Source organism: Mycobacterium sp. pUA109 (genome assembly GCF_041287095.1).
In the GTDB taxonomy this organism is placed as follows: Bacteria; Actinomycetota; Actinomycetes; order Mycobacteriales; family Mycobacteriaceae; genus Mycobacterium.
The window spans coordinates 89,319-104,661 of sequence record NZ_JBGGKS010000015.1; the positions used below are offsets into that span (position 1 = coordinate 89,319).

Below are 15,343 nucleotides of genomic sequence, written 5' to 3' on the forward strand. Positions count from 1 at the left end.
ATCAGTACGTTCAGTCCATCCTGAACGTCACCAACGTAGCGGTGGCGGCGATGGGATGTCAAGGCGAGGTCAGAGCGGTGTCGACGACCGGCCCGCCGACCGGGCGGAAACCCGGCCGGTGACGGGGAGATAACAATCCGGACCGAAACTGTCGCGACGCGGCACCCAGATACCGGGGACAGCGACCCGGGCAAATTACCGTCAGTGCGTGAACCGTCGAATGGCCCTGAAACTACCGCTGCTGATGGCGGCCGGTACCGCGCTGACCCAGGTCCCCCGCGCCGCGGCGGAACAACCCGCCCGATGGTCACCGGACCGCGCCAGCCGTTGGTATCAAGCGCAGGGTCGGCTTGTCGGCGCGAACTTCATCACCTCCACCGCGATCAACCAGCTGGAGATGTTTCAGACCGGCACCTACGACCCGCGGCGCATCGATACCGAGTTGGGTTGGGCCCGCTTCCACGGGCTGAACACGGTGCGGGTCTTCCTGCACGATCAGCTGTGGGCCCAGGATTCGCGCAGTTTTCAGCTGCGGTTGGCGCAATTTGTCGGTATCGCCGCGCGGCACCGCATCAAACCGCTGTTCGTGTTCTTTGACTCCTGCTGGGATCCGCACCCCAGGGCCGGGCGCCAGCGCGCACCCAAGCCGGGGGTGCACAACTCCGGGTGGGTGCAAAGCCCCGGCGCCGAACGCCTCGCGGACCCCCGCTACCGGCCGACCCTGCAGGCCTACGTCACCGGGGTGCTGACCCAATTCCGCAACGACGACCGGGTGCTGGGCTGGGACCTGTGGAACGAGCCGGACAACCCGGCGAAGGTGTACGGCAGCCTGGAGCCCAGCGACAAATTCGATCGGGTCGCCGACCTGCTGCCCCAGGTGTTCGGGTGGGCCCGTTCGGTCGACCCCAGTCAGCCGCTGACCAGTGGGGTGTGGCAGGGCGACTGGGATGCGGGCAGCCGCAGCACCATCGCCGGCATTCAGCTCGACAACTCCGACGTGGTCACCTTCCACAGCTACGCCGAACCGTCGGACTTCGAGAACCGCATCACCGAACTGGCCCCGCTGGGACGGCCGATCATGTGCACCGAATACATGGCGCGCCCCCAGGGCAGCACGGTGGAAAAGATCCTGCCAATTGCGCAGCGGCACAACGTCGGCGCGTTCAACTGGGGTCTGGTCGCCGGGAAGACCCAGACCTACTTCCCGTGGGATTCCTGGGATCACCCCTACACCACCATCCCGAAGGTCTGGTTTCACGACCTGCTGCGACCCGACGGGCGGGCCTTCCAGGACAGCGAAAGCCAAACCATCCGTGCGCTGACCGGGGTGCGGCCGTCGTAGCGCACACTGATCACCATGACTGACCTCTTCGGACTGCAGGGAAAGGTCGCCGTGGTCACCGGCGGCGGCCGCGGAATCGGCGTGATGATGGCGCGGGGACTGCTGCGGGCCGGCGCGACGGTGTATTTGTCCAGCCGCAAGGAGGCCGAACTCGACGCCGCGGTCGGCGAGCTGGCGACGCACGGAACGGTGCACGCGATCCCGGCCGACCTCGGCACCGCCGACGGCGTCGCCGCGCTGACCGCCGGACTGGCCGAGCGGGAGAACGCGATTCACGCGTTGTTCAACAACGCCGGGGCGACCTGGGGGGCGCCGTTCGGCGAGTTCCCCGAATCCGGCATCGACAAGGTGCTCGACGTCAACGTCAAAGGGGTGCTGTTGTTGACGCAGGCGCTGGCGCCGATGCTGCGGGCCGGCGCGACCGCCGACGATCCGGCCCGGGTGATCAACACCGGCAGCGTCGACGGCCTGCGGGCGCCGGCCAAGGGCATGAACAACTTCTCCTATAGCGCCAGCAAGGCCGCCGTCCACATGCTGACCCGGCACCTGGCCGGGGAACTCGCCCCGGACATTCTGGTCAACGCGATCGCGCCGGGCTTGTTCGCCTCCAAGATGACCAAACACCTGCTGACCGCGGGTCAGGACACCGTCGGCGCGGCGCTGCCGCTGGGCCGGATCGGCAGCCCCGACGACATGGCCGGGATCGCCGTGTTCCTGGCCAGCCGGGCCAGCAGCTACATCACCGGCGCGGTGATCCCGGTCGACGGCGGGGTCAGCACCATCCGCTAGGACTGCCGAGCAGACGCAAAAGTACCCAATTCGGTCCCGAAAAGGGGACTTTTGCGTCTGTTCGCGCTAGTCGCGGACATGCGTGTCGAGGAACGCGATCTGGTCGGCGATCGCTCGCTCAAACCCGTCGCCGACGTAGATGTCGAAGTGTCCCTCGGGGTACAGCTTGATCTCCCCGCGCGGCGCCCGGGCGGCGTGGCGACGGGTCGGACCGGCGGGTGCCACCGAGTCGGTGGCGCACACGCAAAACAGGATCGGGCAGGCGACCTTGGCGGCCAGCCGCCCCGGACGGTAGGGGAGCAGCTTCAGCGCGAAGCGGGCGGCCACCTCGTTGGGGACTTCGCCGCCCTCGGGCACCAACCGCAGGTAGCCGGGGTAGGCGTCCGGGGTGGTCATCAGCGCGACCTCGCCGGGCCGCCCGGCGACCGGCACCGTCACCGGTGACCAGCCGAGCCGGGCGGCGATCAGGTCGCGGACGGCGCGGACGCTGATGCGGGCCGTGATGCCCGGCTTGATGACCCGCGCCGACGCGATTCCATCGGTGAACGGGCACTGGGCGATGACGGCCGCGATTCCCGGTATCCGGGCGGCGGTGGCGATCACGTGACCGCCCGCAAACGAGGTGCCCCACAACGCGATCCGGCCGCGGTCGATCCCGGGTAGGGTGCGGGCGTAGCCGATCGCGGCCGCCCAGTCCGCCAGCTGCATCTTGATAGAGAGCAGCTGGCGCGGCTGGCCGTCGCTGTCACCGAAGTTGCGGTAGTCGAAGACCAGGCAGGCGTAGCCGGCCGCGCGGAAGCGCTCGGCGTAGGCGTCGAGGCGCATGGTGCGCACGCCGCCCAGGCCGTGCGCCATCACCAGCAGGGGCGCATCCGCGTCGCCATCGGGTCGGTACAGCCAGGCGCTGATCCGGTCGTCCCCCGAGCGGAACTGCAGATCCTCGCGAGAAGCCATGACACAACGGTATTACGCTCCCAGGCGGGTCCGCGGGAAGGAACGAGATGAAATCCACCCTGTTGTCGCGACGCGATCTGGACTTCCTGTTGTTCGAATGGCTGCGGGTCGACGAGCTGACCAAGCGGCAACGCTTCGCCGACCATTCCCGGGAGACGTTCGCCGACGTCCTCGACCTGTTCGAGCAGCTGGCCATCCGGTATTTCGCGCCGCACAACAAGAAGAGCGACGCGCACGAACCGACCTTCGACGGGTCGACGGTCACAGTCATTCCGGAGGTCAAGGAGGCGCTGGCCGCGGTCGCGCAGGCGGATGCGCTCGGCATGACCATGGACTCTGACCTGGGCGGCGCCCAGCTGCCGATGACCGTCGCGCAGGCCGGCTCGGCCTGGCTGTCGGCCGCCAATATCAGCACCGCCGGCTATCTGATGCTGACCACCGCCAACGCGAACCTGCTGGCCCGCTTCGCCACCCCCGAGCAGGTCGAGGCGTTCGTGCGGCCGATGCTGGCCGGCCGGTTCTCCGGGACGATGTGCCTCTCGGAAACCCAGGCGGGGTCCTCGCTGGCCGATATCACCACCCGGGCCGAACCGCGCCCGGACGGCAACTACCGGCTGTTCGGCTCCAAGATGTGGATCTCCGGCGGCGACCACGAACTCACCGACAACATCGTGCATCTGGTGTTGGCCAAGATCCCGGGCGGGCCGCCGGGCACCAAGGGGATCTCGTTGTTCATCGTGCCGAAATTCCTGGTCGACGCCGACGGGTCGATCGGTGAGCGCAACGATGTCGTGCTGGCCGGGCTCAACCACAAGATGGGTTTCCGCGGCATCACCAACACGGTGCTGAACTTCGGGGAGGGCAGGTTTCAGCCGGGCGGCGAGCCCGGGGCGGTCGGCTATCTGGTTGGCGAACCGCACCGCGGCCTGACCTACATGTTTCACATGATGAACGAGGCCCGACTCGGGGTGGGGATGGGCGCGGCGGCGCTGGGCTACACCGGCTACCTCAAGTCGCTGGAGTATGCCCGGCAACGCCCCCAAGGCCGCCCGGTCACCGCCAAGGATGTCTTAGCCGCGCAGGTGCCGATCATCGACCACCCCGACGTCAAGCGAATGCTGTTGGCGCAGAAGGCCTACGTCGAAGGGGCGCTGGCGCTGCTGCTGTACTGTGCCCGGCTGGTCGACGTGCAGCACAGCCCGGAGTCCGACGCGGAACGCGACTCCGCGACGTTGCTGCTGGACATCTTGACCCCGGTCGCCAAGAGCTGGCCATCGCAGTGGTGCTTGGCGGCCAACGATCTGGCCATCCAGGTGCACGGGGGCTACGGCTATACCCGCGAATACGATGTCGAGCAGCACTACCGGGACAACCGGCTCAACCCGATCCACGAGGGTACACACGGGATTCAAAGCCTGGATCTGTTGGGCCGCAAGGTGGTCCAGGACGGCGGTACCCGGATGGCGGCGTTGGGTGCGGCGATCGCGGCAACGGTGGCGGCCGCCACCGCGATCGGCGCCGACCCGGCGCGGCTGGCGGCGCAGCTCGACACCAGCTGGCAGCGGCTGGCCGCGGTGACCGCGGCGATGTTCGCCTCGGGGGATATCGACGCCGCGCTGGCCAACAGCGTGATCTACCTGGAGGCGTTCGGCCACATCGTCGTCGCGTGGATGTGGCTGGAACAGCTGCTGGCCGCCCACGGCAAGACGGGCGATTTCTACGACGGCAAGCGCCAGGCCGCCAGCTTCTTCTTTCGTTACGAGTTGCCCAAGACCGCACCGCAACTCGACCTGGTGGAAAGCCTGGACCGGACCACGCTGGAGATGCAGACCAGCTGGTTTTGACCCGGGCGGGACGAGACAACCTCGTGCTTTACAAACATGCACCGAAGTGTCACGCTGTTGCGGTGCCACAGTCACGGTCGTTGGTGCCGGCGCCCGCCGGTGCGGTCGCTGGCCCCGCCCATGGTGGGCGCGCCGTGGTGATCACCGACGCGTCGTCGCCCATCGGCCTGGCGAGCGCGGCACAGGTGGCGCAGCGCGGCGACCTGGTCCTGATGGGCAGCCGGTACGGCGACGCGTGCGAGCGCCTTGCCGCCGGGCTACGGGCGCGCGGCGCGGCGGCGTTCGCCGCTGCGCTGGATCTGGCCGACGCCGGGTCCATCGATCGGTTCGTGGACTCCGCGCACTACCTCGTGGGGGAGATCGACGTCGTGGTCGCCGATGTCACCCCGCTGGTGTCGGCGGCCGGGCCCTACACGGTCGGCGCCCAACACCTGGCGGCCCAACTCGTTCCGCCGATGATCGAGCGTGGGTCCGGCGATGTGGTGCTGGTCAGCCCGGAGCCGCTGGCCCGAACCGGTCAGCGGCACCTCGAGGCATGGCTGTCCGGGCTGGATGCCGAGTTCGTCGGGTCGGGGGTGCGGGTGTCGCTGGTCCGGTCGGCACCGGCCGGTGGCTGCCTGGCGCCGCACGACGTTGGCCGGGTCGTCGCCGCGCTGCTCGAACCGTCCGCGCCGAGCCACCTACGCGTCGTCGAGGTCATCCCGCGCATGTGTTGAGATTGCGCCGGTGGTCGTGCATTGTCGAAAACCACGACCCCACACGCAATCTCAATGTTGCCCCTAAGTCCGCGCGGGACGGCGGCGCACCAGCACGGATTGCTGGATGGCGCCGACGGCCCCGTCGTCGTCGAACAGGGTGCCCACCGTCGTGCCGATACCGTCCGGACCGTAATGGGTTTCGGCACGGATCCCGATCCAGGGGCCCTGCGGGACGCGGTGCACATGTACCACCAGGTCGGTGTTGAGGAACGTCCACGCACGGATATCCAGTTTGGCGCCAATACCGTTGGCGTCGTCGGCGACGGCGAACAGCCGCTGCAGCGGTGTCATCGTCTCGCCGTGGACCAGATCCACCGTCGGGGTGATCCACGATTCGCCCGGGCCGTCGGACAGCGGTTCGGTCAGCCACCGCCAGTCCAGGCTGTGCACGTAATTGCGGTCCCAATCCTTCTCCAGGTTGCGGCTGCGGGCTTCGCTGAGCGGGCGCAGCGGGGCGGCGCCGGCGTGCCTCACCTCAGCGGTGTCGATCTGTTGGAGTCGCCACCCGCTGGCGCGGGCGACGGGTCGGGGCGCGCCGTCGGGTCCCGGGGCCAGCATGTCGGCGGTCAGCAGCTCAATTTGCTTGCCGGGGCGGACAAGTTCGGCACGCACCCACAGGTCGCCCTCGGCGGGTACCGGGCCCAGCAGGTCGACGGCGACCCGGCTCAGCCGGGTGTCGTCGCGGGCGGCGCAGCGCTCCAACGCCCGCACCAGCAACGCCGACACCGGTGCGGCGTGCTGAATCTGCGCCGACCAGGTGCTGCGCACCAGGTCGGTCGCGACGAACTTCTCGCCGAGGTCGGTGTCCTCGACGAGTTCGTAGTACGAGTCGGTCATCGTCCACCTCTATCGGCGCGTCAGGGCAACCCCGCGCCGGGGATATCCACGGTCACGGTGTCCAAGCGGGACCGTCGCGTCCCCGCGAGCCGCTTCGGGTAGGCGTCGGTGCTCGACAGCAGAAACAGCGTGCGCCGCTCCGGCCCGCCCAGCGTGCAGGCGATCGCCGCGCGATCGCCGACGTCGATGCGGTGGGTGACCGCGCCGCCGGCGACGATGCGCACGAACCGGTGCGCCAGCGTCATCGACGCCCACACGCCGCCGTCGGCGTCCAGGGCGATGCCGTCCGGCGGCCCGTCGAGTCCGTCGGCGAACACCCGCCGGTCCGACAGGGCGCCGTCGGCGCCGATCGTGAACGCGGTCAGGCGCCGGCCGATGGACTCGGCGACGATCAGGCTGCGTCCGTCCGGGGTGATCACCATCCCGTTGGGAAAGTCCAGGCCCTCGGCGACCACCGTTGCGGTGCCGTCGGGGTCGACGCGCACGATGACGCCGTCGGTGAACGCCTGAGCGCCCAGATAGGCCCGGCCGCGGTGGTCGACCACCATGTCGCCGAGGTCGGCCGGCACCAGATCGGTCAGATCGGCGACGGTGGTGGTGGTCTCACCGTCGTAGCGCAGCACCTGGCGGGCCGCGGTGGAGGCGATCAGCAGCGCGCCGTCCGGCCGAAAACCCAGGCCGGACGGTGCGTGTCCGGGCAGCGGCAACGTGGTCATGGCGCCGCCCAGGGTGACGGTGTGCACCGCCTCGCCGAGCATGTCGGAGAACCACAGCAGCCCTTCGAACCAGCGTGGGCCCTCGCCGAAGCAAAAGCCGTCGGCCAGCGGGGTGGGCGCCAGCACATCGGCCACGCCGTTACAAAACATCATCAAAGTGTCATGTATGGGCTGGGTGGTGTCAACGGGACGCGTCCAGCTCGCGAGCGACCGCGGCGTGCTAGGCGTCGATGCCCAACTGGCTGCCCCTTCCGCCGTGGCTGGCCGACGGCTATAGACTTTACAGATTGGTTCAGTAATGTCACGCTGGCCAGTGGCCGGCCGCCGGCCGCCGGCCGCCGGAGAGGGAGGTACACCCGACCATGACAACCGACGCCGATCAGACGCAGTGGTCGGTCACCGGCCTGCTTGACTTGTTCGACGTGGCACCCGACGGTGACGACCGGTTCACCGGCGTCACCGGCCTGGCCGGCGACGACGAGCGGCAGGTGGTGGAAGGCACCCAGGTGCTGGCCCAGGCGATTGTCGCGGTGGCCAAACGGTTTCCGGACAAGTCGGTGCGCTCGGTGCACGCGGTGTTCGCCCGGGCGGTGATGGTCGGACCCCCGGTCGAACTCACCATCGACGTGGTGCACGAGGGCCGCTCGACGGCCACCGCGGTGGTGAGCGCGCAGCAAAACGGCCGACGCTGCATCAGCATCACGGTGCTGGCCGATGTCCCCACCGCCGACGTCATCCGCCACCACCGGCCGCGTCCCGCCGTCGCCGGCCCCGCCGACGCCAACGTGTGCGAGATGCCGATGATCGGACGCGAGGTGCGGCTGGTGGATGTGGTCGACGTCAACAGTCCCGACGAGGTCGGGCCGCCGGAACTGTACGCCTGGCTGCGCTATGACCCGATCCCGGCCCGCGACGAGCTGGCCAAGGCGCTCATCGCGTATTTCACCGGGCACCTGGGGATTTCGACGACGATGCGGGCCCACGAGGGTATCGGCACCAGCCAGGCGCATCTGACGGTGTCCACCGCGCCGATGACCATCACGGTCAGCTTCCACGAACCGGTCGCCTGGGACGGGTGGCTGCTGTACTCCCACGAAAGCACCCAGGTCGGTGCGGGCATGTCGTATGTGCGGGGCACCGTGCACACCGAGGGCGGGGAATTGCTCGCCTCCTTCGCCCAGGACGCGTTGATCCGGCCGTTGCGCACCAGCGACACCGCGATCGCCGCCCAGGCCCGGCTATAGGGCTGCAGTGAGGTGGACTTTTCGCGGGTCACCCTCGACGACGCCGACGAGGCCTTCCTCGAGGAGCTGCGGGGTTTCCTGCGCACCCAGGTGACCGACGAGGTGATCCGCCGCGACCGGGCGACCGGCGACAATTTTGACGAAGGGGTGCACCTGGCGCTGGGCGCCCGCGGCTACCTGGCCGGTGATTGGCGGACCGAATCCGAAGGCGGCTTTTCCGCGGTGCGGCGGCGCATCTTCGAGCTGGAGATCGGTCGAGCCCACACCCCGTGGTTTCACTGGGGTACGACGGCGATGGTGGCGCGCACGGTGGCCCGGTTCGGGGCGCCGGAACTGGTGAACGAGGTGCTGCCGGGTGTGCTTTCCGGTGCGGTCCGACTGTGCTTGGGCTACACCGAACCCGAGGGCGGCTCGGATGTGGCGACGTGCAAAACCCGGGCGGTGCGCGACGGCGACGGCTGGGTCATCAACGGCTCCAAGATGTTCACCTCGAATGCCCACCACAGCCGCTACGTCTTCCTGCTCACCAACACCGACCCGGACGCGCCGAAACACCAGAGCCTGACCATGTTCCTGGTGCCGCTGGACTCGGTGGGCATCGACGTCCAGGGCATCCGCACCGTGGACGGGGATCGCACCAACATCGTCTACTACAGCGATGTGCGGGTCGCCGACCGGTACCGGATCGGCGCGGTGAACGGTGGCTGGGCCATCCTGCGGGAGGCGCTCGATGTGGAACACGGGACGGCCGAACGTGACGCCGACGGCCTGCAGAGGATCGCCACGATGACCGAACATGGCCTCCTGATGGCCGAGGCCGTCGACAAGATCGCGGCCGGCGCGGCCGACGCCGACCAGTCGGTGAAGTACCGGTTGGGGCGCGGCGTCGCCCGGATGGAGGCGGCGCTGAGCACCGCGGGGATGTTCGGCCGCGTGGCGATCGCGCAGACGATGCGGGACATCGCGCCGGAGCTGATGGACCTGCTGGGTGCCGCGTCGAGCCTGCCCGCCGAGACCGACGGGGCGGCCGACGACGGCGGCGCCGAATACCTGTTTCGGCTGGCCTCGCCGACCGGGATCTACGGCGGCACGTTGGAGGTGTTTCGCAACATGATTGCCCGGCACGCCCTGGGCCTCGGCCGGACCTAGGCGTCAGCCGTCGGCGGCCTTTAGCCCCACCGCGTGCCGCAGCTGCGCCAGGAACTGGTCGTCGTCGTCGCTCCGCACCATGTAGTGCGATACCGCGAGCCGGATCGCCGTCGCGGCCTTGACCGCCCCGTTGGGGCCCGGCAGCAACCGCTGCAGCCGCGACCGCATCACCGGAATCACATGCGACAGTTGCTTGATCACCACTTCGGGTTCGATATCGACAATGCGCACACCGGAATACGAGTGCTGATAGTCGACGATGAACCGCAGCGCGGCGTCGAGTTTTGCCGTCCCTCGCAGACCGGCGGTGGCCCGGCCGATGCCGACGTCGAAGGTTTGGCGCTCGAACGCGCCGAACGCGGCAAGCAGATCCTCCTTGGAGGCGAACCAGCGGTACAGGGTTGGCCGCGACACCCCGGCCTGCAGCGCCACCTCAGACAGGCTCAGTTTGGTCTGCCCGCTGCGGCTGAGCACCTCGGCGGTGGCCAGCAGAATCCGGTGCTTGGTCGACCCGTCGTCATCGACGACGGTGTCCGGCTCCGTGGTCGGTTGCTGATCCACTGCTCAAACCTTACAAATCGTGGTGAATGTGTCGTGCTGTTGTGGTGTCACTGTAGGCCCCGCGGCGCGCGGATTCACAGCGCTTGCTGCAGCCGCGCCACCGTGTCGAGGTCACCCAGCGCCGCCACGGATCGTCGCAGTCCTTCCAAAGCGATGTTTTCGGCTTGCATTCCGCCCAGACCGGCGGTGGCCAACGCCGCGACATAGGCGTAGGCCGCGGCCTGCCGGTAGCGCTCCCACAACTGGCCGCGGTCGAGTTCGGGCCCACCGGCGGCGACCAGCGCCTCCCGATAGGTGCCGACCAGCTCGGGTTCACTGGCCCGCCGCTCCGCGGTGGTCATGCTGGTGATCAGGGTGTAGGCCAGGTCGCGGGCCGGGTGGCCGCGGCGGACCGCTTGCCAATCCAGCAGGCCGGCCGCGCCGTCGCGGAAGTAGCAGTTGCCGGGGTGGGCATCACCGTGCAGCACGGTATGCGGCGCCGCGTCGATCAGGCGGGCCACCGCGGGATAGTGCTCGATGATGAAGCGGCCGTCCTCGACCGCGAGGCCGGGACGGTCGGCCAGCCGCCGCGCCGATCGGCGCAGCAGCGACGGCACCAACGGCACACTGGGATCGGCGGACCCGGAGTACAGCCAGCCCAGCGGCCCGCCGGCCCCGACGGCGGGCAGGCGTCCCCAAAAGGCGGCGTGCAGCCGGGCCAGCAGTTCCACCACCCGCCCGGCGTGATCCGCGTCGAGGGGATGCACGGTGTCCGGGAACTCGCACGGCTCGGCCGCCAGATCCTCCAGCACCAGCACGAACCGGCCGGTGAGGGCGTCGAACGCGGAGCCGAACGCCTGCGGCACCCCGGTGAGCTGCGGCGACAAGTCGCGGTAGAACCGCACCTCGGTCTCGGCCAGCCGGCCCAGCTCGCCGATCAGTCGGGTGCCCGCCGCTGCGGCCGACATTTTGATGAACACCGACGCCGGGACGCCCGCGCCGGTCAGCGCCACCCGGGCCCGGGTGGTCGTCCCGGCGGTGCCATCAAGCACCGCCGCCGACGTCACGCGCCGTCCCAGGATCCAGGTCAGCGTGTCGGCGTCCAGGTCGGCAATGCGCCGCGGAAATGTCCGCACGCCGCGCAGCGCGGCGTCGGTCGTTACCCGCGCAATCCCGTGTCCCAGATGCGCGGCCAGCGCCAGCAACGGCGGCACCCGCCGCGTGGTGTGCGTCATCGCGCCGCCTTCCGTCACCGCCCTAGATTACAAATAGCACAGAAGTTGTAAAGGTGCCGCACAAATCCGGGATGGCATGGTTGCCTGCTGAAGCGAACCGAGGCGGAAGGTGGACCATGACCGGACCAATGGACGGTGTTCGTGTCGTCGAACTCGGCGTCTGGGTAGCGGCCCCGGCGGCGGGCGGAATCCTCGCCGACTGGGGCGCCGACGTCGTCAAGATCGAGCCGCCGACCGGGGATCCGGGGCGCACGTTCGCTCGGATGCTGGGCGTCGAGGGCGACCTGAACCCGCCGTTCGAGATGGACAACCGCTCCAAACGCAGTGTGGTGCTCGACCTGACCGCCGAAGCGGACCGAGCGGTGGCGCGCGAATTGCTCCGTGACGCCGACGTGTTCGTGACCAATGTGCGGCCCGGCGCACTGCAGCGGCTCGGCCTGGACTACGCCACGGTGGCGGCCGACAACCCCGGACTGGTCTACGGGCTGATCACCGGCTACGGCGAGACCGGACCCGACGCCGACCGGGCCGCGTTCGATGTGGCCGCGTTCTGGGCCCGCGCCGGGGTGGCGCAGCTGCTGACCCGACCCGGCGATTCGCCGCCGTTTCAGCGGGGCGGCATGGGCGATCACTCGGCGGGCATGACCCTGGTGGCGGCGATCGGGGCGGCTCTGTTCGCCCGGGCCCGGACCGGGGTCGGGCAGTTGGTCAGCACCTCGTTGTATCGGCAAGGCGCCTACACCGTCAGCTTCGACCTCAACACCTTCCTGCTCACCGGCAACCCGATCGCGATCGGGCAGCGCGAGACGATGGGCAACCCGTGCATGAACAACTACGCGGCCGGCGACGGCCGGCGGTTCTGGATCGTCGGCCTGCAGGCCGAGCGGCACTGGCCGGCGCTGTGCCGGGCGGTGGACCGCCCGGACTGGCTGACCGACCCGCGCTACGGGAGTCCGGCCGACCGCGCCCGCAATGCGGCCACGCTGATCGCCGAGCTGGACGCGATCTTCGCGACCAAGCCGCTCGGCGACTGGGCGGAAATCTTTGCCGGGGAAGACGATTTCTTCTGGTCGCCGATCAACAGCCTCGAAGATGTGCTGGCCGACGATCAGTTCCACACCGCCGGTGGTGTGGTCTATGTACCCGACGGCGACACGACGGTGCCGATGGTCGCCACCCCGGCGGACTTTCACGGCACGCCGTGTGCGCCGCGGTCGCGGGCACCGCGGCTCGGCGAGCACACCGAGCAGGTGCTGGCCGAGCTGCAGGCGCAGCGGGGCTTTACAGATTGATGTGAAACTGTCACGCTATGTGCGTCGCGTCGGACGGCCGATCCAGCCCCCGCTCGGCCCAGGACGCCACCTGGCACCGGACCGCTGGCCGCCGTGCACCAGCCCCTCGACCGGAGGAATGACCTGTGACCGCTCACGTTTTCGGTCTCACCGAGTTCGCGCCCACACCGCGGCCGCGGACCACCGACGACAGCATCGGCTACCGCCTCGATGTGGTGGCATCCAGCGTCGTCGACGTGGTCGGCGCGGCGGCGGGCTGGTTGTATGACCGCCGCGCCGCCGGGTGGCAGGTCAACGTCTTCGTGCCCGGCAGCGCGGATCGGCGAGCGCTGCAGATCCTCGGGGTGCGTTGCTGGGCGCTGGACGACGCCTTCGGATCGGGACCGGTGAGCGGTCGCGCGCTGGCGGTCAGCGCGGACCTGGTCACCGGCGACGCGCGTCTCGGTGACACCGTCCGCGCCGCGCTGAACAACACCCGCACCAGCGTCACCCTCTGGGGCGACGCGTGGCCGCTGCCGGTGGACCGCACCGTGCGACCGGCCCACCACCGGCTCAGCGCCGCGGCGCGGGCATTCAAAAAACACGCGCTCGCCGCGGCGGGGGCCGCACACCGCGCGGTGGATCCGGCCGAGGCTTTCCTCAGCGACCTGACGCCGTGCCGCGCCGTCGATGTCGACCTCATCCCGTTGGCCCGGTGAGCGGGCCGGGATAGATGAAGAAGTACTACAGCCACACGCTGCTCTACCTGCACGAGACGATCGACCTCGGCGGCGGACGCAGCGATCGGTTCACCCAAGCATTCGTCGACACCTACCAGCCCATGATGGAAGATCTGGGTGCGCGGCTGTTCGCGATGTGGGAAACCACGCCGTACAACGGGCACTGGCCGCAGGTCACGATCATCTGGGAGATCGACGGATTCGCCGACTACGCCCGCATCGGCGCCGCGCAAACCCGCGGCGGTAGCCACCGGGCGGCCGCCGAGGCGTGGGCGTGCTTCCTCGCCGAGATCGCCGCGTCGGGGGAGGGGCGGATCATGTACCCCGGCCCGCACAACAAGACGCTGGCGCAGCTGCGGGAAGCCGAGTTCGACGCCACGGTGGTGATCCAGGAGATCATGCAAACCAAACCGGGCCGCCAAGACGACTACATCCGGGAGCTGGAACGGCTGTACGTGCCGTGGTCGGAGCGCACCGGGAAACGCTGGCTCGGGTCGTTCACCACCACATTCCGCTACAACGAGGTCATCCACTATTGGGCGCTGGACGGCGGCTGGGCCGGGTTCGCCGAACACTACCCGTCCTGGAAAGACCACCCGCCGGCCGAGATCGTCACCTGGATGAGCGTGGCGCCGGCGCTGCGCGACGGCTGGGAGGATTCCATCCTGCACGCCCTGGCCCCCTCCCCGCTGCAATGAGCGGGCTGGAGATGCCGGGTTTCGCCTACGACCCGTTCGACGCCGCGGTGATGGCGAATCCGTTGCCGTACTACCGGATTCTGCGGGATCGGCACCCGGTGTACTACATGCCGCAGTGGGACACCTTCGCCCTGTCCCGGTTCGACGACATCTGGCGGGTATTGCAGGTCGCCGACGGTACCTTCGTCGCCTCGGAGGGCACCCTGCCCGCCGCGACCGTGCTGGCGTCCCATAACGACGGCCCGGTGGCCGATCCGCCGCTGCACCCGATGCCGTTTCATGCGGTGTTCGACGCTCCGGTCCTCGACGGGATGCGGCGCGCGCACACCCAACCGCTGCGGCCCCGGCCGGTGGCCGCGCTGCAGGCGCGGATCCGGCAGCTGGCCAACGAGCGCCTCGACGCGTTGTTGCCGCGTAAGACGTTTGACCTGACCCACGACTACGGCGGCATCGTGGTGGCCACCATCGTGTGTGAGCTGCTCGGCATCCCCGCCGACCGCGCCGCGGACGTGTTGGCCGCCGTCAACGCCGGCAGCCTCGCCGAGCCGGGGTCGGGCGTGGACACCGCCGACGCCCGACCCAACTACCTGGAGTTCCTGGTTCCGGCCGTGCAGCGGCGGCGCGCGAACCCCGCCGCCGGCGAACTGCCGGTGATCGACGGGCTTTTCGACTACCGGCTGCCCGACGGCAGCGCCCTCGATGACACCGAGGTGGCCACCCAGATGCTGGGCATCTTCATCGGCGGCACCGAAACCGTTCCCAAGATCGTGGCCCATGGGCTGTGGGAGCTGCTGCGCCACCCCGAGCAGCTGGCGGCGGTGCGCGCCGACCTGGACACCAACGTGCCCGTCGCGCGCGAAGAGATCACCCGCTACTGCGCCCCGGCGCAATGGTTCGCCCGCACCGCGCGGAAACCATTCACCCTGCACGGCACCACGATCCAGCCCGGGCAGCGGATCATCGCGCTGATCGCCTCGGCCAACCGCGACGAACGCGAATACCCCGACCCCGACGAGTTCCGCTGGGACCGCAACATCCAGCGCTCCTTGGTGTTCGGCCGCGGGCAGCACTTCTGCATCGGCTATCACCTGGCCCGCCTCGAAGTGGCGGTGCTGCTGCAGGAGTGGCTGCGGCGGGTGCCCGACTACACCATCCGCTCCGACGCCGCCTCCCGGCCACCGTCGAGCTTCCAGTGGGGCTTCAACACCATCCCGGTGGAGGTGTGA

15 protein-coding genes are annotated in these 15,343 nt (G+C 69.4%); 10 read left to right on the forward strand and 5 right to left on the reverse strand.

Annotated elements, in window-relative coordinates; translation table 11 throughout:
* The first annotated feature begins 208 nt into the window (after window positions 1-208).
* Window positions 209-1,342, forward strand: a complete 1,134-nt coding sequence (locus ACAG26_RS17890; RefSeq protein WP_370484409.1) for a cellulase family glycosylhydrolase — start codon at window positions 209-211, stop codon at window positions 1,340-1,342.
* A gap of 15 nt (window positions 1,343-1,357) precedes the next feature.
* On the forward strand, window positions 1,358-2,131 hold the full coding sequence (locus ACAG26_RS17895; protein ID WP_370484410.1) for an SDR family oxidoreductase: 774 nt from the start codon (window positions 1,358-1,360) through the stop codon (window positions 2,129-2,131).
* A 66-nt stretch (window positions 2,132-2,197) separates the two neighbouring features.
* Here the strand turns inward: ACAG26_RS17895 and ACAG26_RS17900 are convergent, their stop codons facing one another.
* Entirely contained in the window at window positions 2,198-3,085 is an 888-nt protein-coding gene (locus ACAG26_RS17900) for an alpha/beta hydrolase (protein WP_370484411.1), read from the reverse strand.
* Between the two features lie 47 nt (window positions 3,086-3,132).
* On the opposite strand from ACAG26_RS17900, the gene ACAG26_RS17905 reads away from it, so the two are divergent.
* Both ACAG26_RS17905 and ACAG26_RS17910 read left to right on the forward strand, forming a co-directional pair.
* Window positions 3,133-4,929, forward strand: a complete 1,797-nt coding sequence (locus tag ACAG26_RS17905) for an acyl-CoA dehydrogenase (RefSeq protein ID WP_370484412.1) — start codon at window positions 3,133-3,135, stop codon at window positions 4,927-4,929.
* Between the two features lie 62 nt (window positions 4,930-4,991).
* A complete protein-coding gene (locus tag ACAG26_RS17910; protein ID WP_370484413.1) occupies window positions 4,992-5,645 on the forward strand; it encodes an SDR family NAD(P)-dependent oxidoreductase in 654 nt (217 codons plus the stop codon).
* A 63-nt stretch (window positions 5,646-5,708) separates the two neighbouring features.
* Here the strand turns inward: ACAG26_RS17910 and ACAG26_RS17915 are convergent, their stop codons facing one another.
* Both ACAG26_RS17915 and ACAG26_RS17920 read right to left on the reverse strand, forming a co-directional pair.
* Window positions 5,709-6,524, reverse strand: a complete 816-nt coding sequence (locus ACAG26_RS17915; protein ID WP_370484414.1) for a thioesterase family protein — start codon at window positions 6,522-6,524, stop codon at window positions 5,709-5,711.
* A gap of 20 nt (window positions 6,525-6,544) precedes the next feature.
* Window positions 6,545-7,363 (reverse strand): SMP-30/gluconolactonase/LRE family protein, encoded by an 819-nt coding sequence (locus tag ACAG26_RS17920; RefSeq protein ID WP_370484486.1) that lies wholly within the window; start codon window positions 7,361-7,363, stop codon window positions 6,545-6,547.
* Window positions 7,364-7,602: 239 nt separating this feature from the next.
* Between ACAG26_RS17920 and ACAG26_RS17925 the strand changes: the two genes are divergently transcribed.
* Entirely contained in the window at window positions 7,603-8,484 is an 882-nt protein-coding gene (locus ACAG26_RS17925; protein ID WP_370484415.1) for an acyl-CoA thioesterase, read from the forward strand.
* Window positions 8,485-8,496: 12 nt separating this feature from the next.
* Window positions 8,497-9,633 (forward strand): acyl-CoA dehydrogenase family protein, encoded by a 1,137-nt coding sequence (locus ACAG26_RS17930; protein WP_370484416.1) that lies wholly within the window; start codon window positions 8,497-8,499, stop codon window positions 9,631-9,633.
* A gap of 3 nt (window positions 9,634-9,636) precedes the next feature.
* Here ACAG26_RS17930 and ACAG26_RS17935 read toward each other — a convergent pair whose 3' ends face one another.
* Window positions 9,637-10,194, reverse strand: coding sequence for a TetR/AcrR family transcriptional regulator (locus tag ACAG26_RS17935; protein WP_370484417.1), 558 nt, complete (start codon window positions 10,192-10,194; stop codon window positions 9,637-9,639).
* 74 nt (window positions 10,195-10,268) lie between these two features.
* On the reverse strand, window positions 10,269-11,408 hold the full coding sequence (locus ACAG26_RS17940) for a phosphotransferase (protein ID WP_370484418.1): 1,140 nt from the start codon (window positions 11,406-11,408) through the stop codon (window positions 10,269-10,271).
* A 116-nt stretch (window positions 11,409-11,524) separates the two neighbouring features.
* Here ACAG26_RS17940 and ACAG26_RS17945 point away from each other — a divergent pair, with 116 nt between their 5' ends.
* From ACAG26_RS17945 to ACAG26_RS17960, 4 genes are all read left to right on the forward strand, one after another.
* On the forward strand, window positions 11,525-12,700 hold the full coding sequence (locus tag ACAG26_RS17945; RefSeq protein WP_370484419.1) for a CaiB/BaiF CoA transferase family protein: 1,176 nt from the start codon (window positions 11,525-11,527) through the stop codon (window positions 12,698-12,700).
* Window positions 12,701-12,825: 125 nt separating this feature from the next.
* A complete protein-coding gene (locus tag ACAG26_RS17950; protein ID WP_370484420.1) occupies window positions 12,826-13,398 on the forward strand; it encodes a hypothetical protein in 573 nt (190 codons plus the stop codon).
* Between the two features lie 14 nt (window positions 13,399-13,412).
* On the forward strand, window positions 13,413-14,117 hold the full coding sequence (locus ACAG26_RS17955; protein WP_370484421.1) for an NIPSNAP family protein: 705 nt from the start codon (window positions 13,413-13,415) through the stop codon (window positions 14,115-14,117).
* Entirely contained in the window at window positions 14,114-15,343 is a 1,230-nt protein-coding gene (locus tag ACAG26_RS17960) for a cytochrome P450 (RefSeq protein WP_370484422.1), read from the forward strand. Before ACAG26_RS17955 ends, ACAG26_RS17960 begins: the two co-directional genes overlap by 4 nt.

Coding starts and splice junctions, on each gene's coding strand:
- ACAG26_RS17895 (WP_370484410.1), top strand. CDS start 1,358: ATGACTGACCTCTTCGGACTGCAGGGAAAGGTCGCCGTGGTCACCGGC.
- ACAG26_RS17925 (WP_370484415.1), top strand. CDS start 7,603: ATGACAACCGACGCCGATCAGACGCAGTGGTCGGTCACCGGCCTGCTT.
- ACAG26_RS17915 (WP_370484414.1), bottom strand. CDS start 6,524: ATGACCGACTCGTACTACGAACTCGTCGAGGACACCGACCTCGGCGAG.
- ACAG26_RS17960 (WP_370484422.1), top strand. CDS start 14,114: ATGAGCGGGCTGGAGATGCCGGGTTTCGCCTACGACCCGTTCGACGCC.
- ACAG26_RS17945 (WP_370484419.1), top strand. CDS start 11,525: ATGACCGGACCAATGGACGGTGTTCGTGTCGTCGAACTCGGCGTCTGG.
- ACAG26_RS17900 (WP_370484411.1), bottom strand. CDS start 3,085: ATGGCTTCTCGCGAGGATCTGCAGTTCCGCTCGGGGGACGACCGGATC.
- ACAG26_RS17940 (WP_370484418.1), bottom strand. CDS start 11,408: ATGACGCACACCACGCGGCGGGTGCCGCCGTTGCTGGCGCTGGCCGCG.
- ACAG26_RS17905 (WP_370484412.1), top strand. CDS start 3,133: ATGAAATCCACCCTGTTGTCGCGACGCGATCTGGACTTCCTGTTGTTC.
- ACAG26_RS17955 (WP_370484421.1), top strand. CDS start 13,413: ATGAAGAAGTACTACAGCCACACGCTGCTCTACCTGCACGAGACGATC.